The sequence below is a fragment of the Fuerstiella marisgermanici genome (genome assembly GCF_001983935.1).
In the GTDB taxonomy this organism is placed as follows: Bacteria; Planctomycetota; Planctomycetia; order Planctomycetales; family Planctomycetaceae; genus Fuerstiella; species Fuerstiella marisgermanici.
In genome coordinates this window covers 8,649,593-8,675,310 of record NZ_CP017641.1, presented here as the reverse complement: position 1 = coordinate 8,675,310, position 25,718 = coordinate 8,649,593, and the positions used below count along the sequence as shown (strand labels likewise).

21 protein-coding genes are annotated in these 25,718 nt (G+C 56.6%); 13 read left to right on the top strand and 8 right to left on the bottom strand.

Translation table 11 applies throughout. The annotated features are described in order from the left end of the window. Positions 1-102 precede the first annotated feature (102 nt). The gene (locus Fuma_RS32840) at positions 103-1,335 is read left to right on the top strand and encodes a M20 metallopeptidase family protein (RefSeq protein WP_083732488.1); all 1,233 of its coding nucleotides are present in this window, start codon (positions 103-105) and stop codon (positions 1,333-1,335) included. Positions 1,336-1,338: 3 nt separating this feature from the next. Further along, a complete protein-coding gene (locus tag Fuma_RS32835; RefSeq protein ID WP_077027841.1) occupies positions 1,339-2,451 on the top strand; it encodes a carboxylate-amine ligase in 1,113 nt (370 codons plus the stop codon). Positions 2,452-2,464: 13 nt separating this feature from the next. On the opposite strand, the gene Fuma_RS32830 is transcribed toward Fuma_RS32835, so the two are convergent. Beyond that, positions 2,465-3,637, bottom strand: a complete 1,173-nt coding sequence (locus Fuma_RS32830) for a sialidase family protein (protein WP_077027840.1) — start codon at positions 3,635-3,637, stop codon at positions 2,465-2,467. 159 nt (positions 3,638-3,796) lie between these two features. Further along, positions 3,797-4,636 (bottom strand): SirB1 family protein, encoded by an 840-nt coding sequence (locus tag Fuma_RS32825; RefSeq protein ID WP_077027839.1) that lies wholly within the window; start codon positions 4,634-4,636, stop codon positions 3,797-3,799. A 330-nt stretch (positions 4,637-4,966) separates the two neighbouring features. On the opposite strand from Fuma_RS32825, the gene Fuma_RS32820 reads away from it, so the two are divergent. The 4 genes from Fuma_RS32820 to murJ are packed head-to-tail and all read left to right on the top strand — an operon-like array spanning position 4,967 to position 10,773. After that, a complete protein-coding gene (locus Fuma_RS32820) occupies positions 4,967-6,040 on the top strand; it encodes a sugar-binding protein (protein ID WP_077027838.1) in 1,074 nt (357 codons plus the stop codon). After that, the gene (locus Fuma_RS32815; RefSeq protein ID WP_077027837.1) at positions 6,037-7,557 is read left to right on the top strand and encodes a sugar ABC transporter ATP-binding protein; all 1,521 of its coding nucleotides are present in this window, start codon (positions 6,037-6,039) and stop codon (positions 7,555-7,557) included. The genes Fuma_RS32820 and Fuma_RS32815 overlap by 4 nt, the downstream gene beginning before the upstream one ends. A gap of 39 nt (positions 7,558-7,596) precedes the next feature. Beyond that, positions 7,597-9,087, top strand: coding sequence for an ABC transporter permease (locus Fuma_RS32810; RefSeq protein ID WP_077027836.1), 1,491 nt, complete (start codon positions 7,597-7,599; stop codon positions 9,085-9,087). 15 nt (positions 9,088-9,102) lie between these two features. Next, positions 9,103-10,773: a murein biosynthesis integral membrane protein MurJ gene (murJ, locus tag Fuma_RS32805; RefSeq protein WP_077027835.1), complete on the top strand. Its 1,671-nt coding sequence runs from the start codon at positions 9,103-9,105 to the stop codon at positions 10,771-10,773. Between the two features lie 45 nt (positions 10,774-10,818). On the opposite strand, the gene Fuma_RS32800 is transcribed toward murJ, so the two are convergent. Further along, complete coding sequence (locus Fuma_RS32800; RefSeq protein ID WP_077027834.1) at positions 10,819-11,598, bottom strand: site-2 protease family protein; 780 nt, start codon at positions 11,596-11,598, stop codon at positions 10,819-10,821. A gap of 213 nt (positions 11,599-11,811) precedes the next feature. On the opposite strand from Fuma_RS32800, the gene Fuma_RS32795 reads away from it, so the two are divergent. Then, the gene (locus Fuma_RS32795) at positions 11,812-12,831 is read left to right on the top strand and encodes a hypothetical protein (protein ID WP_077027833.1); all 1,020 of its coding nucleotides are present in this window, start codon (positions 11,812-11,814) and stop codon (positions 12,829-12,831) included. A 39-nt stretch (positions 12,832-12,870) separates the two neighbouring features. Here Fuma_RS32795 and Fuma_RS32790 read toward each other — a convergent pair whose 3' ends face one another. From Fuma_RS32790 to Fuma_RS32780, 3 genes are all read right to left on the bottom strand, one after another. Then, positions 12,871-13,812, bottom strand: a complete 942-nt coding sequence (locus Fuma_RS32790) for a glycosyltransferase family 2 protein (protein WP_077027832.1) — start codon at positions 13,810-13,812, stop codon at positions 12,871-12,873. Positions 13,813-13,980: 168 nt separating this feature from the next. Continuing rightward, positions 13,981-15,120, bottom strand: a complete 1,140-nt coding sequence (locus Fuma_RS32785) for a DUF1559 family PulG-like putative transporter (RefSeq protein ID WP_077027831.1) — start codon at positions 15,118-15,120, stop codon at positions 13,981-13,983. Further along, on the bottom strand, positions 15,117-15,890 hold the full coding sequence (locus Fuma_RS32780; RefSeq protein WP_145944504.1) for a hypothetical protein: 774 nt from the start codon (positions 15,888-15,890) through the stop codon (positions 15,117-15,119). The genes Fuma_RS32785 and Fuma_RS32780 overlap by 4 nt, the downstream gene beginning before the upstream one ends. Before the next feature lie 208 nt (positions 15,891-16,098). On the opposite strand from Fuma_RS32780, the gene mutL reads away from it, so the two are divergent. The 4 genes from mutL to Fuma_RS32760 all read left to right on the top strand — a co-directional run bounded on the left by mutL (position 16,099) and on the right by Fuma_RS32760 (position 21,579). After that, positions 16,099-18,147, top strand: a complete 2,049-nt coding sequence (mutL, locus tag Fuma_RS32775; RefSeq protein WP_077027830.1) for a DNA mismatch repair endonuclease MutL — start codon at positions 16,099-16,101, stop codon at positions 18,145-18,147. A 104-nt stretch (positions 18,148-18,251) separates the two neighbouring features. Beyond that, positions 18,252-19,739, top strand: coding sequence for a shikimate dehydrogenase (aroE, locus tag Fuma_RS32770; protein ID WP_077027829.1), 1,488 nt, complete (start codon positions 18,252-18,254; stop codon positions 19,737-19,739). Between the two features lie 5 nt (positions 19,740-19,744). Further along, positions 19,745-20,281: a shikimate kinase gene (locus Fuma_RS32765; RefSeq protein WP_077027828.1), complete on the top strand. Its 537-nt coding sequence runs from the start codon at positions 19,745-19,747 to the stop codon at positions 20,279-20,281. Positions 20,282-20,298: 17 nt separating this feature from the next. Then, complete coding sequence (locus Fuma_RS32760; RefSeq protein ID WP_145944503.1) at positions 20,299-21,579, top strand: prepilin peptidase; 1,281 nt, start codon at positions 20,299-20,301, stop codon at positions 21,577-21,579. Positions 21,580-21,598: 19 nt separating this feature from the next. On the opposite strand, the gene Fuma_RS32755 is transcribed toward Fuma_RS32760, so the two are convergent. Further along, the gene (locus Fuma_RS32755) at positions 21,599-22,111 is read right to left on the bottom strand and encodes an OsmC family protein (protein WP_077027826.1); all 513 of its coding nucleotides are present in this window, start codon (positions 22,109-22,111) and stop codon (positions 21,599-21,601) included. Beyond that, positions 22,101-23,714 carry an arylsulfatase gene (locus tag Fuma_RS32750; protein WP_077027825.1) on the bottom strand — a complete coding sequence of 538 codons (1,614 nt, stop codon included), beginning with the start codon at positions 23,712-23,714 and terminating at the stop codon, positions 22,101-22,103. The genes Fuma_RS32755 and Fuma_RS32750 overlap by 11 nt, the downstream gene beginning before the upstream one ends. Positions 23,715-23,877: 163 nt before the next feature. On the opposite strand from Fuma_RS32750, the gene Fuma_RS32745 reads away from it, so the two are divergent. Both Fuma_RS32745 and Fuma_RS32740 read left to right on the top strand, forming a co-directional pair. Beyond that, the gene (locus tag Fuma_RS32745; RefSeq protein ID WP_077027824.1) at positions 23,878-24,795 is read left to right on the top strand and encodes an ABC transporter ATP-binding protein; all 918 of its coding nucleotides are present in this window, start codon (positions 23,878-23,880) and stop codon (positions 24,793-24,795) included. After that, positions 24,792-25,604: an ABC transporter permease subunit gene (locus tag Fuma_RS32740; protein WP_077027823.1), complete on the top strand. Its 813-nt coding sequence runs from the start codon at positions 24,792-24,794 to the stop codon at positions 25,602-25,604. The genes Fuma_RS32745 and Fuma_RS32740 overlap by 4 nt, the downstream gene beginning before the upstream one ends. Positions 25,605-25,718 lie beyond the last annotated feature (114 nt).

The window sequence follows — 25,718 nt, the reverse complement described above, 5'->3', positions numbered from 1 at the left end:
GTGTACCATATCATCGCCAGCCGTTGAATGTGGTAGCCTCTGCGCAGTTGCCAGGCTGTTGTTTTGCGACAAACTTCATTTCCCAACCACGCAGACCAGTGTATGCACACTCAGAACGGACTACCCAACAATTCGTCAACCGACATCACTTCCTTCATTGATCGCTTTGCAGAGGAACATCAGGCGAGCTGGATTGCTTATCGGCGTGAACGACATTGTTCGCCCGAACCAAGCGGCGAAGAAACAGAGACCAGCCGTTCCATCTGTGAGCGACTCAAGAGCCTCGGCATTGCCGCTCAGATCCCCGAACGTGGCGTCGGAGTTGTCGGCGACCTGTTGCTCGGCGACGCCACTGATGACACTCCAGCGATCGCTTTGCGAGCTGACATCGACGCGTTGCGAATGCCGGATCGCAAGGATGTTGGCTATTCGTCCATCAAAGACGGGCTGGCTCACGCGTGCGGCCACGACGTGCACACCACTGTTGTTCTGGGCGCCGCCGAAACGCTTTCTTCACTGAAAAAGTCCGGAACAAAGCTGCCCACCGCGCGCGTCAGGTTTCTTTTTCAGGCGGCCGAAGAAACAGGCGAAGGCGCGATCTGGATGGTCGAAGACGGCTACCTGAAGAATGTGCCGTCGATTTTGGGTCTGCATGTGGAACCAAATCTGTTGGTCGGCCGGATCGGAATTCGCTATGGCGTATTCACCGCCGCCGTCGACGAAGTTCATATTTTCGTGAAGGGCAACGGGGGCCACACGGCTCGCCCGCACAGCACGACGGATCCGATTCACGCCGCCACAATGCTGGTGTGTCAGTTGTATCAAATGCTGCCGCGCAGCGTGGACGTACGCGATTCGTCTGTGTTTACGGTCGGGCAAATCCATGGCGGGCATGCGTCTAACGTCATTCCGGACGAAGTGAGCATCGTGGGGACTCTACGAACAACTGAGCCTAACAGTCGCGGCGATTTAATGAACTGCATTCGTGCCACAAGCCAGCATCTGGCCGATCTGACGGGTAACGAAATCGATGTCCAGTTTCTGCATTCGCTAAGTTCGGTGGTGAATTCGAACAACGAAACCGCGGCGTTCGAAAAGGCCAGTCGTGAAGTGCTCGGCGACGGCGGCGTGGAATTGCTGGATCGCCCCAGCATGGGTGGCGAAGATTTCGCCATGTATCTCGACTGCTGCAAGGGGAGTCAGATTCGACTTGGCTGCGCCGGTTCGCTACCGTGGCCACATCTGCATTCGCCCGTGTTTGACGTGGATGAGCAGGCGATTGCAATTGGGGTCCGCGTGGTGGCGCGAGCGGCGCTGTTGGCTTCGCAGGAGTAGCTCATGTCATTCCTTGAATTCGCGTGCAACGAAACACCTTCGATCGGTGTCGAAATCGAATTGCAGCTGGTCGACGCCGACAGCATGTCACTGGCCAATCGAATTGAAGAAGTCCTCGCCGCACTGCCCGACGAACTGCGTGAGGTCGTCAAGCCAGAGCTGATGCAAAGCTATCTGGAAATCAACACGGGCGTCTGCCGCACAGTGCAGGAAGCCGGTGCGGATTTGAAACGCAAGCTGGAAATGGTGGAATCGGCGATCGGTCCGCTGGGGCTAAAGCTGTTCTGGGCAGGCTCGCATCCGTTTTCGTCGTGGCGAGACCAGGAAATCACCGTTGATGATCGGTATTACCGGCTGGTCAGTCTGATGCAGGACGTGGCTCGTCGATTGGTGACCTTTGGCCTGCACGTTCACGTTGGTGTGGAAACCGGCGACAAAGCGGTAAACGTTTGCGACCGCATGATGAAGTACCTTCCGCTGTTATTGTCGCTGTCGTCCAATTCGCCGTTCTGGGAAGGTCGAAACACCGGACTACATTCGAACCGTTCGAAAATCATGGAAGGTCTCCCGACGGCCGGGCTGCCTCATCGCATGCGGAACTGGTCTGAGTACGTCTGGTTGATTAAGCACCTTGAAAGCACCGGGTTCATTAACAGCATCCGGGAGATCTGGTGGGACATTCGGCCTCACCACAATTTCGGCACGGTGGAAATTCGCGTGTGCGACATGCCACCGAATCTTGAACAGGTGCTATCAATCACCGCTCTTGTGCAATGCCTTGTGGTCGCGATTTCCGCAGAAATCGATCAGGGAACGTTTCAATCCGACTACCACCCCATGATGGTCCAGCAAAACAAATGGCGTGCGACTCGGTTTGGCGCCGACGCATCACTGGTGAGCACCAGTGACTACCAGCAGCGGACCGTGACTGAAGTCACCGACAATCTGATTCAACAGCTGCTGCCGGTCGCCTTGCAACTGGACTGTGCTGACGAGCTGTCATCATTACACGCCGTCGTGCAAAATGCCGGAGCCAAACAACAGCTACGGATCTTTGAAGAAACCAACAGCCGCACGGAAGTCGTGCGGCGGATGATTGCGGCCAATCAGGGTTGAGGTTTCATTTAGGCTACGCGAGACGCCATTTCGCCATTCTCAGTTGAGCCAACTTGTTGCCCTTGAGCTTCTCATACCACACGGTGGCGAAGTGGCCCGGTTCAATTTCTGCCGTGGATGGATAACCAAGGTCACCGGAACTGGCGTCGCCCTGAATAATCATTGGCTCGGACCATGTCTTGCCGTTGTCGTCACTAAGGCGAGCCTGGTTGCCCAGTGGAGCGCGGCGATGGCCGTAAGACATCAGTAACCGGTCGTCTGATAGCCGAAGCAGCTGTGACGGCAGGCCCCAGACACCGATTGAATACGGTTCAGCCCACGACTTACCGCCGTCGGTCGAATGTGTCTGTAGAGTCTCCCGGTTGTATGTCTTGTTATGAGTACGAATTTGCACAACCAGACGGCCGTCGGCGGCTTCCACGCCGTGAAGTTCGTGATACGCGGAACCATCGTCGCCTTTCCGGATCGGAAATTCAGCCAGTGGAGTCCACGACTTGCCATCATCTTCTGAAAAACTGTAGCCGACCTTGCGGCCCTTGCCCCACAAATCGACGCCGGGATAAAACAGGCGACCATCGCTTAAGTTGACGGGGCCATGAGGACTATTCAACGGGACTTGGTACGCAGGCGACCAGTTCAGGCCGCCATCCTCGGACCGCAGCATCCAACAGCCCAAATGCTGTTTGTGCTGACCGTCAGGAACTCTACCGTGAGCCCCCTGCCACTTGGCGAGCTGCTCCGGCGGCATGGTCGCATTGCCCTGTGCCGCCGACGCGACAGCTTTCTGCAAGCCGGGTTCGTATGCTAATGATGTAAACGTGGAGACCAGCAATGTGCCCTTCGCCGTTTCCAGAATTCCAGCGTCGCGGTCGTCGATTGGACCATCCAGTAGCGTGCGAGCGTACGTCCAGGTAGCACCGTCGTCGTATGACTTGATCAACTCAACCCGACCGAATGGGCAAACGTGAGACTGGCGGCCGCCCGAGCAGACAACCATCAGTTCACCGTTTTTGCGGCGAATCAACGTGGGCCAGCCATGGTAGCGGTCCGATTGCAGGCTGATAGTTTTAATTTCATCAACATGAAATTTGGGCGCGGGACCGGCAGCCAACGTGTCAGTGGTACGACTGGCGATCAGCGCTGCAGCAGACGTGGAAAGCATGGTGCGGCGGGAAACGGGAAGCATAAGGTGGGGCTCCAATGAAGTGGCATGCGGGAAAGAATTTACGGCAGTTCATCAGCTTAGCACGCCGCGCGAGGGAATTGCAGCCTACGCTTTCGTCGAAATATCAGACGTACTCGCCACCTCCCGCTGCGAAATGGGGCGAGTCGTATTCAGCGTGCTTTAATTCAGCAGCGGCGATTCCTTGCGAGCATCCCTGAGGTACTGCTGCAGCAACTGGCGTTCTTCGGGAATGCACACGGCAAGGCAGCTTTGCAGCAGATCGATCGCTTCCCCCGGCCGACCGGCGCGGAGAGTCACGATGGCGAGGTCTCGTTTTTCGCGGTACGACCCCGGGCTCAGCAAAGCCAGACGCCGCTGTACTCGCCAAACAGACCGCCACTGATCTGTGCTGCCGAAATGCGTCTTCAGATTGTTTAGCATGCGAACGATAATCTTCCGCTCGCTTGTCGGTTTCAGCGTAGGGTGAATTTCAGCTCGTGGCAATTCGGTGAGGGCATGCAGCCAGTCGACGCACTCGACTTCGTTCATAATTTCGCCGCCACGAAACGGATCGACGTACACGACGCCGCCGTCTGTTTGAAGCGACGTCAAAAAGTGCGACGGTGCGGCCACACCCGCCAGCGGAATCCCCAGTTCGTTCGCGATTGCCATGTAGATGACGGACAGCGAAATCGGAATCCCGCGACCGCTTTCCATGACGTGATTCAAATAGCTGCTGTTGGGGGAATCAAAGCTTTCGGGGTGTCCGTGCAGGTTCAGGTCGGATGTCAAAAACTGGATCAGCAGTTCGAGTTCACTGCGATCATCGCCCGCCATGGCAATTGGTCGCGTCAGTTCGCCAACGGCCGTGCGAATTTTTTGCAGAGTTGGTTCGAAGTCCAGGTCCGGCTGAGCGTCGCGAGCGATTTCCAGCGCAGCAACGACAAGGTCGACGTCGTCTTCACGACGGACCAGCCGAATAAACTGTTCATCCTTTTCAAACTGCTGCAGAGCGGACATAGACGATTGACGATTCGGTTTCTGAAAAAGTGGTGAAAGAACCAACAGCTCTGTTCACCCGACGAAGTTTCACTATAGCCCGGACGAATGTTCCCCACAATGGCGGCTGGCGGCTACGAAATCGAGTAGAAATCGCCATTCTGCAGGCAGAACTGCGGAAAGAGGCGGCCGTTTTCATTTGGAGACGTTGCAGATTTGACGCGAATCTCCCCCCCCCGTACCCTGCGAGTTCCGGCAGCAAACGGCGACTCGAAATTCTGTCATACAGGTTGCTGCGCTTCCGGACTGGGTTCGATTGGCTTCTGAGTCACACAATAAAGGTTCGATTGAATGTCACGTTTCGCGTCTCTCTGGTTGTTGTGTTTAGGACTGCTGCTTTTGCCGGGGTGTGCCGATCAGCCTGGCAAAGCGGGCTCGGAAGGTTCGTCCGGCAGTTCGCCCGATGGAGGCGACGGGAAACGTCATTCTGTCGCATTCGTCACAAATCAGATCGCGGATTTCTGGAAAATTGCCGAAGCCGGAGCCAACGATGCAGCTCAGGAATTTGATATTGACGTCGATGTCGTGATGCCTCCCGAAGCGACAGCCGTCGTTCAAAAACAGAAGGTGGAAGACCTGCTCACATCCGGTGTTCAGGCGATTGCCATCAGCCCACTCGATGCCGACAATCAGGTCGAATGGTTGAACGAAATCGCGGAGAAAATTCCCTTAATCACTCACGATTCGGACGCCCCGCAGTCGGAACGGCTGATGTACATCGGTATGGACAACTACGCGGGTGGCCGAGCCTGCGGGGACCTCGTGGTGGAAGCTCTTCCAGACGGCGGAAAAGTATTGCTGACGATCGGACGCCTGGAACAGGACAACAGCAAGTACCGTCGACAGGGGGTCATCGACGTGTTGCTGGGCCGAGACAGAACGGCGGCTTATTACCAGGAGCAGCCCGATGCGTGGGATCCAACCGACGGCGAAATCGCGGGCGACAAATACACGATCGTGGCGACGGTCACCGATCAGGGCAAGCCGGAAGTGGCGTTGTCGAAAGCGGAAGACGCCTTGAACACCTATACAGACCTGAACGCGATGGTCGGGCTCTTCGAATACAACCCACCGGCACTCTATCAGGCTCTGAAGAAAGCTGGCAAACTTGGACAGATCCAGTTGGTTGGCTTCGACGAAAACGACGTCACCTTGCAGGCCATCAAAGATGGAGAATGCATCGGAACGGTCGTTCAGAATCCGTACATGTACGGTTACGAATCGGTACGCGTGCTGAACGAGATCCTGAACGGCAATGAAGACGTGATTCCGGCTTCGAAGTACATCGACATTCCGCCTCGATCGATCACCAAGGAAAACGTCGACGAATATTGGGAAGATCTGCGGGCAAAGAAGGGCCAATGACAGAAGGGGCCTCACCACACCGACTTCAGGTCTGCGATGTCTGCAAGACGTTCCCTGGCGTGCGCGCACTGCACAAAGTAAATCTGCACGTGGCGGCCGGGGAACTATTGTCCGTGATCGGCGAAAACGGCGCCGGCAAGAGCACCCTCATGAAGATTCTGGCCGGCGTGCAGAATCAGGATTCCGGCCGGATTCTGGTGGAAGGAAAGCCGCAGCACTTTCGCAATGTGAGCGACGCTCTGAACAACGGCATCGCGTTGATCCATCAGGAACTGAACCTCGCCGACAATCTGGAAGTCGGTGCGAACATTTTTCTGGGTCGCGAGCCGCTGCGACGAGGCTTAATCGACGAAGCAAAGATTAATGCTGAATCGGAGGAGTTTCTTCGTCGCGTGGGGCTAACGGTGTCTCCACAGACATTGGTGCGGGATCTTACGATCGGTCAGCAGCAGTTGGTGGAAATCGCCAAGGCCGTTTCGATCGGCGCTCGAGTGCTGATCATGGACGAACCCACCTCCAGTCTGTCGGCGGGCGAATCCGAACGGCTGTTCGAAGTCATCCGTGACCTCCGCAGCAGTGGTGTCAGTATTTTGTATATTTCTCACCGGCTGGCCGAGGTCCAGGACTTATCAGACCGCGTCACCGTTTTGCGGGATGGCGAAAACGCGGGCGACCTTTCGCGTGATGAAGTCAGCCATGACAAAATGGTGCAGTTAATGGTGGGACGCGATGTCTCGCGGTTCTATTCTCGGCAACCGCACGACGCCGGTGACGTTGCCATTGAGGTGCACGACCTGATCACGCCAACGTGGCCTGCTCATGCGTTGAACTTCCGAGTCTCTGCGGGCGAAATTGTGGGCGTTGCGGGCCTGGTCGGAGCTGGTCGAACTGAAATGTTGCGAACGCTGTTCGGCGTCGATCGGCCACTCGCCGGACGCATTTCCGTCGACGGAAAGCCGGTGCAACTATCATCGCCGCAGGATGCGATCGAGGCGGGGATTGCCTTGGTGCCGGAAGACCGCAAGCAGCAGGGCCTGGTACTGGAGATGATTATCCGCCGCAATGTTGGCCTGGCCGCTCTTAAGAGAAATGCAAAACCTGGCGGGTTCGTTGACTTCGAACGCGAACGAGCGGATTCGGCCGCGATGGTGGATCGGCTGCGCGTGAAAACGCCTGACGATCTTCAGGTGGTCGGCAATCTTTCAGGCGGCAATCAGCAAAAGGTGGTGCTTGGAAAGTGGCTCATCCTGCAACCCAAGGTCCTGCTGCTGGACGAACCAACGCGCGGCATTGATGTGGGAGCCAAGCAGGAAATCTATCAGTTGATGGACGAACTGGCCGGACAGGGCATGGCGATTCTTTTCGTAAGCAGCGAAATGGAAGAAGTCATCGGCATGAGTGACCGTGCCATCGTAATGCATGAAGGGCGTATTACTGGCGAATTGCAACGAGATGAATTGACGGAAGAAGCCGTGATGCAACTCGCGACCGGTGCTCCTGAGGCAGCCGTGTCTTAATCGCAGTCGAAGGTGCCCAATGACGAAGGTTGACAATCAATGAAGGCAAAGATCCTCGGTATCTTTGGGCTGTTGGTCGTGTTGTGCGTCTTCATGACGATCATGACATCCGATCCGTGGTACAACGTGGGCTCATCAAAATTTCTGCAGGCAGGAAATATCCAGAACCTGCTGAGCCGCACAGCGATGTTCGGCATTCTGGGCGTGGGTGTCGCCTTTGTAATCATCACCGGCGGAATCGATCTTTCGATCGGTTCGCTGGTGTGCATGTCCGGCGTGCTGCTGGCCATGTTTCTGCATGTCGAATACCAGCCGGTTGTGTCATCAGCCGTCACCAACGTTGCGGCGGAATCCGGAGAATTAACACTGCAGCGACAATCATCGGGGCTGAATCCCGGTGACAGGATTCGCTACTCAGGCGGCCGCCGAGCGCCCAGCAACCTGTTGACGATCGCTTCGGTCGACGGCAATACAATCAAGATTGTTGAAAAGCTGACGCGCGACGACGATCAGGGTGAGATTGCTCTGGCGACCCCGGTTCGAACGGTCGAACGATTTCAGGGCGACGATGCGGAACACGGTGCAAGAATCGTCCTTGAAGGCCAGCATGATTTGCGTGTCCGAGACCAACTGACGCTCGTGCATCCGGAATCCGGGCTGAAGACGGAGGCGATCACCAAAGTCGAGGCCGGTGAAAATTCGACCACGGTCTATCTGGCCAACAACCCCGGTAAACGTCTCGACGCCGAATGGCTGGCGATTCCGTTGAAGCGGCATCAGCGCATGCCCGTCCCGCTTGCACTTCTTTCTGTGCTGCTGATCGCTTCGACACTCGGCCTGATACACGGACTGCTGGTCACTCGCGCACGGCTGCAGCCGTTTGTTGTCACACTGTGTGGGCTGCTGATCTACCGAGGCCTCTCGCGCTGGCTCACGGGCGACAACCCGGCGGGACTCGGCGAGTACTCCGACACTTTGTGTCAGGTCGGCAGCGGTCGCCTTACCATCTACACCAACGCCGCCGGCGAAACGTTTGGCATTCCATACCCGTTTTTCTTTTTGGCCGCCATCGGTATCGTGGCTGCCACCTTTTTGAACCGCACAATTTGGGGCCGCTATCTGCTGGCACTGGGACGCAATGAGGAAGCTGCCAGATTTAGCGGCATCAACACGGGCAACGTGACTCTTGCCGCGTTTGTTGTCTGCTCCGCTCTGGCCGCTGTCGGCGGGATGCTGTTCGCCTTGGATTCTCTTTCGATCTCGCCATCCAGCTTTGGCAACTTTTTCGAATTGTATGCGATCGCAGCGGCCGTTCTGGGTGGCTGCAGTTTGCGAGGCGGTGAAGGATCAATCGTGGGTGTCGTGATTGGAACAGCCGTGATGCAGATCCTGAATAATCTGATCATGCTGCTCAAGATCTCGGGAACTCTGGAATACGCTATCATTGGATCGGTCATCCTTGTGGGTGTGCTGGCCGATGAGGTTGTCAAGAGAATCGCGGCCGAGCGGCGGCTGCGTCAACGTCTATAACAGTCCGGAGTGGGCATGGATCGCCAAAATACCGACGCGCCAACCGGCAAGCTGAAGGGCTTCAAAGTCGTCAGCCTGCTGACGCTGGTGAGCCGCATTTCCGGACTGGCTCGTGATTCACTGATGGCCTCGGTATTCGGCACCGGCTGGATTCTGGACGCGTTTACCGTCGCGTTTCGCATTCCGAACATGTTTCGCCGACTGTTTGGTGAAGGAGCGATGACGGCCGCATTTTTGCCCGAATTCGTCCGCATTGACGAACAGCAGGGACGCGAATCGGCGTCGAACTTGTTCGGCGGTGTCGGTTGGCGATTGCTGAAGATCCTGCTGCTGGTGACGGTTGCTATTGAGGTTGCCACGACGGTCATTTACCTGACTGTAGAAATGAGCGACCGGTCGACGCTGTTGTGCGAACTGTCGCTGATCATGATGCCGTACATGCTGCTGATCTGCATGGCAGGGCACTATTCAGCCGCGCTTAACGGTGTCAGGCACTTCGTATTCCCGGCACTGGCTCCAGTCATGCTGAATGTCATGTGGCTGGGCGGCGGGCTGCTGGCGGCGTGGAAGCTGGGTTCAGGCGTCAACGAAGTTCGAGTCATTGCGGGATTTATTCTGATGGGCGGAGTGGCTCAGCTTAGCATGCTGATCTACAAGGCAAATCAGTTTCAAATTCGCATGCAATTGAATTCCGCGTTAGCCGCCAACAGCGCCAAATCTCTGCCGGTGGACAAAGTCTTTCGAGCGATGGGGCCGGTCCTGCTTGGCCTGTCGATCACGCAGATTAATGGACTCATCGATAGCTTCCTGGCGTGGACGCTGATGTCCGGAAATCTCGACGGCATCACGGCGCTCGAACAATACACTCTGCCTGAAGGCACAGCAGGTGCGTTGTATCTCGGCCAGCGACTGTATACGTTCCCCATGGGAGTCTTCGCAATCGCGTTGGGGACCGTGCTGTTTCCTCGCTTCGCCATGCACGCTCAGGCAAACGACCGAACGGAACTCAGCCGCGACGTTGTCCACGGTTTGCAACTGGTGCTGGTCGTCGGAATTCCAGCCAGCGTTGGTCTGTGGTTTATGGCGGCACCAATCACCGACCTGCTGTTCCGCTACGGTCAGTTTGACGCCCAGGCAGCTGACCTGACCTATCGGATGATTGCTGCGTACGGCATCGGCGTGTGGGTGTTCAGCGGACTGTTGATTGTCAATCGAGTGTTCTATGCGGTCAATGACCAGGTCACTCCGATGAGGCAGGGACTCGTCTGCGTCGGTCTCAACCTGCTGTTCGACTTCGTCATGCTGCCGGCCTTCGGTGGCCCCGCGCTTCCTCTGGCCAGCGTGCTGGCGACACTGCTTCAACTGGGGCTGGCACTGGAAGTTCTGCGTGATCGTTTTCTGGTGATCGGCCGATCGGCCTTTGTACCGCTGCTTTGGCGAGTCGCCATTTGCACACTGGTCATGAACGCCTGCGGCCTGGGGATGCTGTACTGGGTATCAGGCCTGGAGAATTCTCTGGATATCTTCAGTTACCGGCTGCTGAAGGTCGTACTCCCCGTAGCCGTCGCGGTCGTGGTGTATGCAGGCGGTCTGTTCGCGGTCGGGCTATCGCCGTTGAAGCTGATGAACGAACCTCATCTGCCGGACCAAGCACCATCGGACGCCAACGGCGAGTCGAAGTCGTAGAATTCGCAGGCGACGAACGGGCCGGTTGCATTAATTCGCACGTGCTTACCTTCGCCCCTTGATCTCGTTGTAGGCGATTACCTGTTGAGCACACAGAAAGCCGAAGAAGATAACCATGAACCTGGGGGCTGGTTGGATCCCACTGCCCGACCATGTGTAGATCATGTCTCCCACTCGAAACGATGGAAACAAGAACTGCGGCAACGGGACATAGTCTGCACCGGTGTTGATGCAATAGATGCCTCGCAACGCGACCAGCCCGGACGCGACGATGCCAAGTTGAATTGTGCGTTCCATCGACTGCGGGCCGCCATACAAATTCATCAGCGATTCCGCGATCCGGCCACCGTCGAGCGGCACACAGGGTACGAGATTCATCAACGTGACAATCAGATTCGCAAACAACATCATCTTGATCGCGTACCCGATCATACTGTCACCGATCAGGCTTTCCGGATTAGAGGCCGCCAGAAGCAGCAACGTGATATACGTCAGAAGGAACAGCAGGAATCCAGCGGCAGGTCCAGCCGCAGACACCTTCACATTCTTCCAGGTGGAAAAGCGAGTTGCCGTGGCATAGCCGCCCAGAATGTACAGCACAATTTCCGACGGGTATCCGTAGCGGCGTGACAGCAGGCCGTGACCCATTTCGTGAACCAGAACAGACACAAAAATGCACAGAACTCCCACAAAGACGCGACGCGGGTCGTCTCCGTCCCAGACAATCCAGATGGAACTGATCCAAAACACCGGATGAACGCGAATGGGCACCCCCAGCAGTTCAAACCGCAGATCAAATTCCGTCTCCCCCGCCATACCGAACATATTGTTGATCCTGTTTCCCAAAACAGCGTTCTATTTGAAGCGTGCCCTACTCAATTCGCCTGTTTCGCCTGATTTTTTGGAGCGTGGCTGAATTGAAGCGATAAAGATACAGTGTTGAGTGATCGTTTGTCTTGTCAGTCGGCAACGATTCGAATTCGATTGAGAGCTGACTGAACAAAAAACGACGCAGGGAAACTCCAACTCGTGGGCGGTATGTTTCGAGCACTGATGAACCTTCCGATGTTCAAGTCGGTGCTGCGCCCGATTACGCGAGTTCTGGTGGGCGTGATCGCGATCCCGATCTTTCGCTTCATCATGCGAAGGGTGTTTCGGCTGCAGGACCTGGACGATGAGCTGGAAAAGGACCTCGAAGAATGGTTTCGAGGGGCCTTGCTGTTACTGGCAGCCACGGCCAATATGGAACACCTGCTGTTTGGCTGGGTCGATCGGCTGGACTGGATGGACCGCATGGACTGGCTCACAATGGGACTGCGGCTGATGCTCGCAATCGGCGTGATCGAAGCCATGCCCGACCAGGAACTATTCGCCGTCATCCATCCCGGCCCGCCGAAGATCAAACCCGGCCGCAATGCACTGGCAGAATTCTGGCGGATGAAGTGGAAGTTTTTGAAAGGCTTCGTCTGCCAACATCTGAATCGCTCATCACCGGTTTTGGCCATGATGGCAGCCATTGTAGGCGCAGAACTGCTGACATTATCGAACGTCGATCGCGTCCGGATCGCTCGCACCAACGTCGTCGACTGGACGATGGTGCAGCAAATCGGAGTGGCCACGCCCATGCAGGCGATGGCTTCCGCGCCGACTCTGATCGCTGTGAAGGTTGTGAACCAAACGGTTGAGGACACCACAGGAACAGATGCTCAGTCGAATCTGGCCGATGTCGCTCGGCTGCACGGTGAATTCCGTCGCCATCGCGAACGCTGGCTGGTGGGTTGGTGCTGTTACCTGCTGGCGATCACTCAGTATCTCATAATCGGCCTCGTAACATCGCGTGACCGAGCGATGGACGTACTTTCCGAATTCGATCGAGCCGTTGCCGAACGTCGTAAAGAGCTGATTGAAGAATTTCAGATCGAAGGCAACAGCGAACCAGTCGACGCGAAAGTCGCGCCTGCTGATGCAACTCAGAAGCCACCCGCCGAAAGCGCCGACACTGAATCGGAATCGAATGAGCAACCTGAAGCTGAAGCTGATTCCAAACACGACGCGTAAGCGGGCAACCTGCGACCGGATTCTTACGCAGCGTACGTCCTATTCTTGAAGCGCTCGTCGAAGGCGTCGGCGAGCCAACCACTGCAGGGGATGTAGCCATCTGCGTTTATTCAGGGTCGTGAGAATCTGCCGATCGAGTGGCTCCATGGATTCGGGCATGTCGTCAAATTCAATTCGACGCAGCAATGGCAGACGATGGTCTCGGATCGCGTAGCGAACACGGCGGTTGATGTAGAGTCTGATATCTCTCAGACGCCACGGCGACAATCGCGGGTACACAAAACCGGCAGGTTCAGCAGCACAGACCGCAAGGCGATTGTCGTAGCTGTTTTTGCGACGCAGGTCGTGAGCGATCATTTCGGTGACGATCGCGTCCTCACCGACCGCACCACGAGGAATCCGTATTTGACGTTCACGCACGCGACGCAGAAAGTCGGACGTCAATCCGTAGAGGTTACCGAAGATCGCTCCGTCCTGATCGTACAGCTGAACGTTAAGCTGGCGGTTACGGCCGATTCCGGGAGCAGGTAAAGTCGCTACCGCTTTCGCTGCTGGTGCCTGCCGCGCGGCTTTTACCATAGCCGAAATAGCATCCGGAGTACACGTGACGTCCCCGTCCATGAACACATGCAGTCGGTTGTCGTTGTCGAGTTGCGCCAGTTCGTGAACGTAGGTGTTCCAGGCGTTCGCTTTGTCGCCGACTTCGATTACCTGCAGCCTGACGCGATCATCCCGCCGACCGAATTCCGCCACTCTCGCGGCCGTATGATCCGTACAACCATTCACCAGAACAACCACCCGCACATGTTCGCCTGCCACTGCATTCTCTGCCGACTTCAGAACGCTTTCGATGGATGCAACGATTGAGGACTGTTCGTTGTACGCAAAAATCGCCACGCAGACTTCTCGATCCACGACTTGATCTGTGCTTTGAACGGTCGCGGCGGGCGGTAGAAGAGGGGGAAGGCCGATAGCGGGCATTGTAAGCTCATGGTGTGAAGTCAGAGGTGGACAAAGTCCGGGTACTGTCCACACATGATAGATCACGAGACAGTGATTTATGGCGTGACCAACTGGCGTCTCAAGACCGGGACGTCCGGTCGTTCTGATTGAAGCGAAACTGCCGATGCGTTGACGGCACACCACGCGTTACTGTTCAGAAACGCCGTCTGCCGGCCGCGCGAGTGCCTCAAGGACGGCCGGGTCTGTTTGATTGCTCAGCAGCTTCACGGAACCGTCGCAGAAGCCAAACATCGCACCATTCCAAAGGTCCGGTCCGCCAAAGTTTTGCGGCGAATTATTGATGCCTTTGGCGGGGTCTCGTAAGTTCGCCGGGTGCCCCCACGGCATGAATGCGCCGCCTGCAGAACCGATCAGAATTGTATTGTTTGCCCCGTCGGTGATCTGCTCCAGCGACATGCCGGGGTCATTCGAGACGTCATGCCGCGAGGGCGTTTCGTCAGCGGCAGCATTTAGTGTTTGCAGCGGCAATACGTGGACGTTACCGGACCAGTGGTTGAGTGCGTACCCGTTTGCGTCAAAGACTGCCCCCGGCATCGACGGATTGACGAAACACGATAGCTGGGACTTGTAAATACGGTCATTAGGTGCCTGATGCCACGGAATAGAGAAGTCAATCCCGGACGTGTCGTACGAATGATACGGTCCAAGAAACGCGGCCCAGCCGTGCAGCAATTCACCGCTTTCGGTCATTGTGCCTCCGGGCGGAAGACGACCACCTCGAACATCGATAACGCTCTGAAAAGCCAAGCCGTGCATGTGCAGCTCATTCTTAGCCTGAGTCGTCCGCGCCGCGTTGCGTGCCTGACCAATGAACCCTGGCGAGACTCCCGTCGAGGCAGAAGCGGTGTTGGGGCGACCTGACAACAGCCAGATGAATTGATGAGTGACTCCGACCAATGCCGTGCCGGAACCGAAAAGCACCAACAGAGTCCCGCCCAAAACCCATGAACAACGCCACGTCCATTGTGGCCGGGGTGTGTTGTTGTTCAACGCTGTCGAATAAAGCAGCCAGCGCCCCGTGAAGCGCAGGCCGACAACGAACAGAAAAACGCAGGCTATTCCGAGTATTGCAGTCGGCCAGTCCACGGATGCCCGGGGAATCGTTCCGAGTGGAAAATAGAGCCAACCCAATAAGATCTGTTCTACATACTCGAACGGCCCAATCACGGCGACAACAATCAACAAAGCGACGAAAGCCCCAACGCCCCCCTTCCACCAACCATTGCTCGGCATTGGCGTTGCAGCTTTGGTCTCTGCGTCTTTCATGGCGTGCCTCTGTGCGGCAACGAGGTACTTGATCCCGAATCGCTGAGTAACTTGCGAATCGTGGCTGAGTTCATGGACCCGATAAATCCGTTGGTCAGCAGTACGAGCCGCTCGTCGTGGTCCAACTCTGGTTCGAATACATAAAGGCGGCCCGCCGCTTCCGCATGCCGATTTGGGACCGTGAGGTAGTTGATTCCTGCCCAGCCGGGAATTTCAGTGAGCTCGACATCAATGGCCGGGCTATCCAGATTCGGCAACTGTCCATTATTAGTCGCCGCGTACTGCCAGAGTGCCGCACGTAGTTCTTCAAGCCGACGCCGCCGATTCGTCGTCTGACTCACTGTTGCCGCAGACTCCGAATCCGCCAGTCGATAAGTCCAGCCTTGCTTCTGCCACGCACCAGGCGTCATCAATTCGCGAGCACCGGAAATCATCGTCAGCACAATCACGAACGCCACTCCCCACAACCCAACAAGCCCAATAGCTCGGCCGTAGCTAAGCTGCGGCAGAGCGGGAAAGTCTCTGCCGACAGAATTCCACAGCAGCTTCACGAACCAGCCGCTCAGCAGTAGCAGAACAGCAAAAAACGAGATCGCCTGCAAACGCAGTATCACGGCCGAGTCGGCATGCTGATAAAGCTGATTCGCACTATCGGCGGTCCACGAAGAAGGCAACGGGGCGGGCATCCCGGCAATCGCTGTCCCCTCGTGCGAACAGACAACCGCAGACAACATGCAGAATGTGGTCAGCGTCCGTTTGTGGCTGTTCATGCTCTAATCCAGACGAGAAACGCTCGGCGGGGTGGCAACGAACTCGCATCCTATCACGGCATTAACACAAGAGACAGCCCCGTCTTACTTGATTTGATCGCTGTGTAGGCGGCATAAATTCGAGTGCATCGAGTCGTTGGATATGGCGACAGCAAACACTAGAATGCCCCTCATCCCGCTGCCCCTTCACGGACGAATTTCCACGACTATGTCTCGTATTCAGCAACTTGATCCTCACGTCATCAATCGCATCGCGGCTGGCGAAGTGATTGAGCGGCCGGCGAGTGTCGTGAAGGAGTTGCTCGAAAACAGCGTGGACGCCCTGGCGACTCGGATTGAAGTCGACATTTCTACGGGCGGCATCGATCTGATTCGCATTTCGGACAACGGCGAGGGCATGCACCCGGACGACCTGCTTCTGTCCGTCACCAGCCACGCCACCAGTAAAATCCGCAGCGACGAAGACCTGCAAAAAGTCGCCACGATGGGCTTTCGCGGAGAAGCGCTGGCGTCGATTGCGTCGATCAGCCGTTTTCGAATCCGCACGCGACGACTGGGTCTCGATACCGGTCTCGATACCGGCCGCGAACTGCAGGCTGACGGAGGCGACGTCAATATCAACCGCGAATGCGGGTGCCCTCAGGGAACGGTGATCGAAGTTCACAACCTGTTCTTCAACACGCCCGCTCGCCGCAAATTTCTGAAAAAGCCGTCTACGGAATTTGGCCGGATCAGCGAACAGTTTTCGAAGATCGCACTGGCAAATCCCAACCTTCACCTGGTGCTGCGGCACAACGACAAACTGGTGTACGAACTTCCGGCGACGCCCAATCAATTAGAACGCATCCGGCGGTTCTTTGGCAGCGATCTGGGCGACAAGCTTATTCCGGTGGAATCAAAAGCCACCACTGAGGCAGGCGAAGAGATTCGATTGTGGGGTTTTGTGGGCGATCCGTCGTTTAGTCGAGGAACTCGCAAAGACCAGTATCTGTTTTTAAACGGACGTCACATTCAGGACCGTAGCCTGCAGCATGCGTTGGGCGAAGCGTATCGAGGCCTATTGATGGTCGGCCGTCATCCGGTCAGCTTTCTGTTTCTGGAATTGCCGCCTCATCTGGTCGATGTCAACGTGCACCCCACGAAAACGGAAGTTCGTTTTCAGGACGGACAGTCGTTGTACCGGCAGCTGCTCCACACGTTGCGTGACAAGTTTCTGTCGTTGAACTTTCAATCAGAAATTCAGGTCCCGACGGCTCGACGGACAGAAGCAAACGCCAACACAAATCCCAACGCCCCGTTGCAGAAGGAACTGGATATCTGGGCGGCATCAGTCAGCCAGACGGACCGCCCGGCGATGGCGGCACCCGCAGCTGCGATCCAAACGCCACGCTACGCGGGCGACGCCGTGACTTCGTCGGCGCCTGCAATTCGTCCGAATCTAAAGTCATCCGCGTTCCGCCTGGCCGTCACAGACGCGATGTCCGAATTTGCGGAAGCCCCTGGCACAGCGGTCGCCACCGAAACGGCTTTCGCCGTCGACGAAACAGAAACGGCAGACCAGCCGCACAGCATGGACGTCATCGAATCGGCAGTGCCGGTGCCCGTCGACGATTCTTCCGGCGCGACTCCGGAATTGACGGCAGTGTCAGGCGGAGCGACCTCTTCTGACATCGTCTACGGCGACGATTTTCGAGCCTTCCAGATTCACGATTGTTACCTGGTGGTCGCAGGCGATGAGGGTCTCGAAGTAATTGACCAACACGCTCTGCACGAACGCATTCTGTACGAACACTTGCGGCTGCGAGTTCTCGAAGGGCAGGTTGAAAGCCAGAAACTGCTGATGCCGGAAGCCATCGAATGCAGCGCGGGCGAAGCGGCGGTGTTGATGGAATACCGTGAATTGCTGATCGAAATCGGCTTTGAAATCGAAGACTTCGGTGGCACAACGATTCTGGTTTCGGCTCATCCCGTAATGTTGCCACGCGGCAACTTCGTGCGAATTTTGCGTGACATGGCAGAACGGCTGGAAGAATCGGACGGCAAAACGTCTCGCCGCGACCTGCTGGACCACATGATGCACACGATGGCGTGCAAAGCGGCGATCAAGGCCGGCCAGCGGCTGGCTCCGGAAGAAATGCAGGAACTGCTGCGCCAGCGACACACTGTCGACGACGCTCACCACTGTCCTCACGGCCGACCGACGTCTCTGATGCTGTCCCGAGCGACCCTTGATAAGCAATTTGGCCGCCTGGGATAGGCGGGGCAGGGCGGTGGCATCAATTGGCCGCCTCGCTAGAATGCTTGTCCAGCCTTAAGTGGCTCCCTCGTCACGCAACCTCCTTCCTGCTTTTCCTCACGACAATGATCTGCATCAGTCTCGGAAGAACGCGCCATTCCGCCTTTTTGGAAGGGCACCAGCATCTGGCGGAACTCAATGCCGAACTGGTTGAGCTGCGCGTGGACTGGATTCGCAAACGACCGGACATTGGTCGCCTGCTAAAAGACCGTCCCACGCCGGTGCTGGTCACGTGTCGCCGGCCGGAGGATCGAGGCCGGTGGTCGGGAACCGAAGAGCAACGGCTCGCCCTGCTGCGTGAAGCCATTATCGCGGGCGCGGAATACGTCGACATCGAAGAAGACGTTGCCAAAACGATTCCTCGGTACGGCGACACCAAACGCATCGTCAGTTATCACAACTTCGACGAAACGCCGCTTGAGTTGTCCGAAATCCATCAGCGGATGACTCAGCTTGATCCCGACATCATCAAAATCGTAACGATGGCCAACAAGCCGTCGGACAACGTACGCATTCTGGAAATGGTCCGTGCAGCTGAAGTGCCCACCATCGGATTCTGCATGGGCGAATTTGGCACGATCAGCCGCATTCTATGTGGTCAGATGGGCTCGCCATTCACCTATGCCGGGTTCAGCAGCGAACGCGAGATGGCTCCCGGGCAATTGACGTTTGCTGAGACTCGCAACTTGTATCGCTTCAACAAGATCGCGAAAGACACTCAGATTTTTGGTGTCATCGGAGATCCGATTGTTCATAGCCTCAGCCCTCTCCTCCACAACGCCGCGTTTCGCGAAGTTGGTTTTGACGGCGTATATTTGCCTCTGCGAATTCCGGCCGACAATCTGCAGGAATCGCTTCAGGAATACGAAAAACTGAACGTCAGCGGCTACAGCGTCACCATCCCGCACAAGGAAGCCGTGCTGGAATTTGCGGACGTACCGGACGAACAATCCGAAACCATCGGTGCGGCCAATACGCTGTTCAAAAAAGACAATCAGTGGCACGCAACGAACACAGATTACGATGCGATTGCCGAAACTATTGTCGCGGCGTTGGAGAAATCCCCGACTCATGTGGCCGACCTTGCCGGGCGTCGAGTCTTAATTCTTGGCGCCGGTGGTGTGGCTCGAGCAGCCGCCAGTGCCATGCAGCAGCGCGGCGCGACGGTGGTGGTAACCAACCGAACGCGGCAACGAGGCGAAGCGCTGGCGGCAGAACTGGAATGTTTGTTCGTGAACTGGGCCAATCGAGGCGCGGAAGCGTGTGAGATCCTGATCAACTGCACTTCGGTGGGTATGCATCCGGACATCAACAAGTCTCCGTTTGAAGACTACTGGCTGAACGAAGACATGCTGGTCTTCGACACGGTTTACACGCCGGAGAACACCCTGCTGCTGAAGGACGCTCGGGCACGAGGCTGTGCGACGGCCAGCGGCCTGGAAATGTTTGTCCGCCAGGCAGCTCAGCAGTTCAAGCTGTTTACAGGGCAGGAACCACCGCTGGACCACATGACCGAAACGCTCCGCCGAGCACTTAGTCTGACGCAAAGTTAAATTCCATGGTCGTCACTCTGATCGGATATCGCGGCTGCGGCAAGTCGAGTGTCGGTCCTTTGCTCGCGCGGCAACTGGGATGCGACTGCGTCGACAGCGACGACCAAATTGAAGCTCGCGCGGGCAAATCGATTCGTGAGATCTTTGCGACTGACGGCGTCGATGAATTTCGGAGGCTGGAAACCGAAGTTCTGACCGACCTGATCGCGCAAGACAACATCGTGATCGCAGCCGGTGGCGGAGCGATTCTGGCGGAAGTCAATCGGCAGCGCATACAGGCAGCGGGGCCGGTTGTCTGGCTACGAGCCACCGTGGAAACTCTGGCGGCACGCATTTGTGGAGATGGCACAACAGCGGACCGCCGCCCCAGCCTCACTGGCAAGTCGGTTGAAGTGGAAGTCGCGGAAGTCCTGAAGGCTCGCCTACCGCTGTACGAATCCACGTCGTCCATCATTGTTGATTCAGACATGGCCACGCCGCAGGAACTGGCCGATGAAATCTTCAGCCGGTTGCCCTCGGATGCAGCGGAGGGCAAACGGTGATTGGTCACGAACTGCCAATGCCCGTTGTCCTCATGTGCCTGTTCGTGTTCGGCGCGTTTGTTGGTCGATTCTTAAATGTGTGCATCGATCGCTTTCCGAAGCACGACATTCTGAGCGACCAACTGAAGTCGGTTCTGACACGGCAAACCGTTTGTCGAAACTGCCAGGCCAAACCAACGCCAACAGAACGCATTCCTGTCCTGGGCTGGTTCCTGGCTGGCCGCCGGTGTCATTCGTGCAGACGCTTATTGCCGGTGGACCTTCCCGTCGTGGAACTGATGACCGGAATTCTGTTCGCCGTGGTTTATTGGTTTGAAATTCCAACCGGGGCGAACGCGACGATCTCAGCCGGTGGCCTGACGTCTTCAGAAGGCCCTCATGGTCCGGAAGTCATCAAGAATTTATGGTCGCCGATTGTGTGGCTGCATCTGCGATACGCATTGCACATGCTGATGATCTGCGGCCTGATCGTGGCGACCGACATCGACCGCAAACGTCGAATCATCCCGGACGGCAGCACCATTCCCATCATGCTACTGGCCTTGGCTGCCAGTGGGATCTTTGGGCAGCTGTATATCGTGCCCATCTGGTTTCAGGATTCCAGTATGGTCAGCACACTGCGTCCGTTGATGCCGGAATTGCTGAAGCCGTTGTTTGTGCCATGGGACGCCAGCGAATTCGCGCGTGAGTGGCCTCATTGGCACGGCTTCTTGGTGAGCGTGTTCGGGATGATTGTCGGTGCCGGATCCGTATGGATGGTGCGGCAGGTTGGGTTTCTGGTTTTGAAGCAGGAGGCGATGGGCTTTGGCGACGTCGTTCTGATGGGCATGATCGGCAGCGTCATCGGGTGGCAGCCCGTTCTGGCCGTATTCGTGTTCGCTCCATTGCTGGCCATTTTCGCCGCCATCATTAACTGGGTCGCTCACAGAGACAACGAAATTCCGTATGGCCCATTTCTGAGTATCGCGACCGTCCTGCTGCTGCTGACATGGCCCACGGCGTGGCCCTTCGCGAAGCGGTTCTTTGACATGGGGCCGTTTCTGGTTTTGATGGCCGTGTTTATGATTGTGCTGCTGGCGGGATCTTTGCAGCTGGTTCAGATATTGAAACGCATGCTGGGCATTCAGACAGCAACGCAGGGCGATCTCGATGCGGAGTGGAATTCCGCCGATCACCTCATGTACTACAACGGCGAACGACCGGACGAACAGACCGGACAATGGCCACTGGAACAGTGGCCGGGCGCGCGAGCCGGGCGAGGGCTAAAACAGTCCCATGACTGGAAACGCGGGAGCTGAACGGGGCCGCCCGCGTCCACTACCGCCGCTGGCAGGAAACGTTTGCGCCCTTGCTGATCGTCTGCAGGACGACGCAGTAGCGTTCAGTGAGCTGAATCAGCTTGTCGATTTTTTCGTCGGGTTCGTCACTGCTGATGTCGAAAATGAGTTCAATCGAAGTCAAACCGACGGGCGCTTCGCGATCAACGCCCAATGTGCCTCGAAAATCCATCGTCCCGCGAGCTTCCACGCTGGCACTGCTGATGGTGAGTCCCATGGCCGTCGACACTGCGGCAAAGGTCACTCCTGAACATGCCACCAGCGACTGCAGCAGCATATCCCCTGCACAGGCATGACTTCCGTCGCCTCCGGCCATAATGTGCAGGCTCGATGTTGTCATTCCCGGCGTAGCACAGTGCGTTTCTACGTGGCAGGTCAGTCCTTCGCAGTCAATTTTTCCGACGGCTCGCTGAGTGTCCAGAGCGGAAGCGGAGTCGTCCGCGTATCGGGCTTTCAACGGTGCCTGAATCTGTTTGAGTTTTTCAGCGTTCATCGTTCACATTCTTTCTCTTACCGCGTTGCTGGCCTCCCGCAGCCGGTTTCGCCTTCGGCCCGGCAGCTCGTTGAGTCATCGAGTTTGCAGGAAACGTTTGCAGGCTGTCTTTCACAGGCCGCCGAAACTTCTTTGGCGCGTGGTCGACTGTATCCGCCGCACGATCCCAAAGCTCACTTAGTCCGGTCACGAGGCCTTTTTTCGACGAGGCCAGGTCGTTCAGTTCCGAGCGATCTTCGGCAAGATTATAGAGCTCCCATCGCCCGCCGCGTGCTGAGACGGCTTTCCAGTCGCCGCGTCGGATGGCTCGATTATCACCAAACTGGAAGTAGAGCCATTCATGGCCGTCGCGTTGTTTGCCCTTCAGGATCGGCAACAACGATTGCCCCTGAATCGCGGTCGTTGGTTTGCCGGCGAACTCATCGGGGTAAGCAGCGTTCGCCGCATCAAAACACGTGGCGGACAGATCGATAAGGTGCCCCGGCTGATCACTGATGGAACCGGGCTTCGCAGTCACGCCGTCTGGCCAATGAGCGACTAGCGGCGATGAAATTCCGCCTTCATGCTGATTCTGTTTGTACCAACGAAAGGGCGTGTTACCGGCATGAGCCCAACCAACGTCATAGCACCAATAGGACTTCGGATCCCAGGGCTTTAGATCTTTGCCGCGAGTGCGATCGAACGGACAGGCTCCGTTATCTGAGCACAGCAGAATCAGCGTATTATCGTACACACCTTTTGCTTTCAGATGACGAACGAGGCGCCCGACGTTTTGATCGACGCAATCCACCATCGCCGCGAAGACTTCCATGCGTGCCTCTTCCCATTCGCGTTCTTTGTCAGTCAGATCTTCCCACGCCGGTATGTAGTCAGGTCGAGGACTGAGCTTGTGTTTTGCATCGATGATGCCGAGTTCCACCTGTCTGGCGTAGCGGCGTTTGCGGAGTTCATCCCAGCCAATCGCGTAGCGCCCTTTGTACTTCAGCACGTCTTTCTTTTTTGCCTGCAACGGATAGTGTGGCGCGTTGAAAGCGATGTATTGGAAGAACGGCTTATCAGCCGCCAACGCCTCGCTGATAAACTGAATCGCATAGTCAACGTTGGTATCGGTGGTATAGAAATCATCGTCGAAATCCGACCACGGTTGCCCATTCAGGCGGAAGGTGTCGTCGCCCGAAAAGAAGTTTGTGGCACCGGACAGATGTCCCCAGTATCGCATGAAGCCCCGATCCGTCGGTTCCTGCTTCAAATGCCACTTGCCAGCCATCGCGGTAAAATAGCCGTTGTGCTGCATCACTTCGGCGATTGTCAAAGCGTTGTCCATGGCTTCGTTGCCAGCCTGAAACGTGTACTTCCCCGTCAACAAACAGATTCGCGATGAATGGCATTTAGCCGTGTTATAGAACTGGTTCATACGGACGCCGCCACTGGCAAGGGCGTCTATGTTCGGCGTTTCAATTTCGCTGCCGTAGCACCCAAAATCTGAAAAACCAAGGTCGTCCACCATCATCAGCACAATGTTGGGACGCTCGGCGGCGCCGGCCGGTGCGACACTCGACAGCAACAGAAACACAGCGATGGTGGACGAAAGTTTTCTGAGCATAGTTATTGCCGTGAAGTAGCAGGTGCGTTCCGCAAATCAGGACCACGCTGATTCAAACGTTTTCGAACCCAGTGATCGTACACAGAGCGATCGCGTTCTGCTACGGTCTGACTCCCAGCGGGTTCGCCGCTCGCGGCAGTTCGCTGGTGATAAAAGGAAAGCAATGAGTGTTCTCGTCACCCACAGTCTCTGCAAATCCTATGGCGCTCGCCGCGGCGTTAACGACATCAATTTGACTGTCGACCATGGCGAAATCTTCGGATTCCTCGGTCCGAACGGAGCCGGTAAATCCACCACGATTCGCCTGCTGATGGGCTTTTTGAAACCGTCGTCAGGCACGGCCACCATCTTTGGAAAAGACTGCTGGACCGACAGCGAGAGCGTCAAACGGGATCTCGGATACGTGGCTGGCGATGTGCGACTCTACCCGTGGCTGACTGCTCGGCGAGCGTTTCGAATTGTCGGCGAGATACGGCATCAGGATCTGTTTGAAGAAGGCCTGAAACTGGCCGAACGGTTTCGCCTAGAACCTGACCTTCCGGTACGAAAGATGTCTCGAGGCAACCGACAGAAGTTAGCGCTGGTCATGGCGTTAGCGCACCGACCAAAGCTGGTCATTCTGGACGAACCCACCTCCGGCCTCGACCCGCTGATGCAGGACACTCTGGCGGATTGCCTAAAAGAAATGGCCAGCGAAGGCCGCACGATCTTCTTTTCCAGCCACACTCTTAGCGAAGTGGAATCGTTGTGCGACCGCATCGCAATCGTCCGCGATGGTCGAATCGTGGCGGACGAAAAACTTGCCACAATGAAGCAGCGAGCTCCGAGATCTGTGATCCTCACCTTCGCAACGGACGAGGCAGCAACGCTTTGCGAGACTCCCGAATTTCTGCATAAGCAGAAGCAAACAGCAAATCAAATTCACCTGCAGCTACACGGCCCGGCGATTGAACTAACAAACTGGGCGGCAACGCAAACCATCACAGACATCAGCATTGGGCCACCAAATCTGGAATCACTGTTCCGGCGATACTACCAAACAGATGAAGCTGCTGCGGCATCCGTGGAGGCGCAGCAATGAGAGGATTGCTACGGAAAACATGCATCGAAGTTCGCTGGCCGGTCGTGCTATTCGGCATCGGCCTGGCCTTGGTGATGTCGCTGTTGACGGCCCTGCTTCCGAAAGTGCTGAGCGATATCGATCGGATTTTTGACAAACTTCCGTTTGTGAAACCTCTGCTCACGGCGCTGCTGGGAGTTGACCCGGGCCATGGCTTTACGGCTCAAATGATGCAGGCGTTTCTGTGGGTGCACCCAACGGTGTTGTCCCTGATTTGGGCTCACGCCCTGATGTACTGCACTCGCGTTCCAGCGGCAGAGATCGACCGAGGGAGCATTGATTTTCTGCTGGGGCTGCCGATATCCCGATGGAAGCTGCACACGGCAGAACTGATCGGATTTGCCGCGACCGGAATCGTGATTTTAAGCATCGGATACACGGGACACTGGCTGGCATCGGCGTCGCTTCAACCAGGCATGAGGCCCAGCGCATACGCAACGTTTTGCGTCCTGTCGAATCTGTTTGCGGTTTACCTTGCCGTGGGCGGTTTTACGTTTCTTGTGTCATCCGCAAGCGATCGGCGAGGTCGCGCGATTGGAGTGATGTTTGCCGTTCTGCTGCTGTCGTTTCTGCTGAACTTCGTGGCTCAGTTCTGGGAAGCCGTGAAGTCGTTTTCGTTTCTGAGCATCATGGAATACTACCGGCCCGCTCAGACCATTCAGGCGGGCGAGTTTCCATGGCAGGACGTCATGATCCTGCTGGCAGTTGCGGCAACTTCATGGACGGCCGGAGGCATTATCCTTCGGCGGCGAAACATCTGCACCGTGTAATCTCAACAAGCACAGCGCGCTGCCATAGGGGCGTGGGGCCGCGAACTTGCCGAGTCGTTCTGCCGCCTCGCGCCTGGACGGCTTTGCAGAATAGCGGCAGTCGCTGGTCGTGTG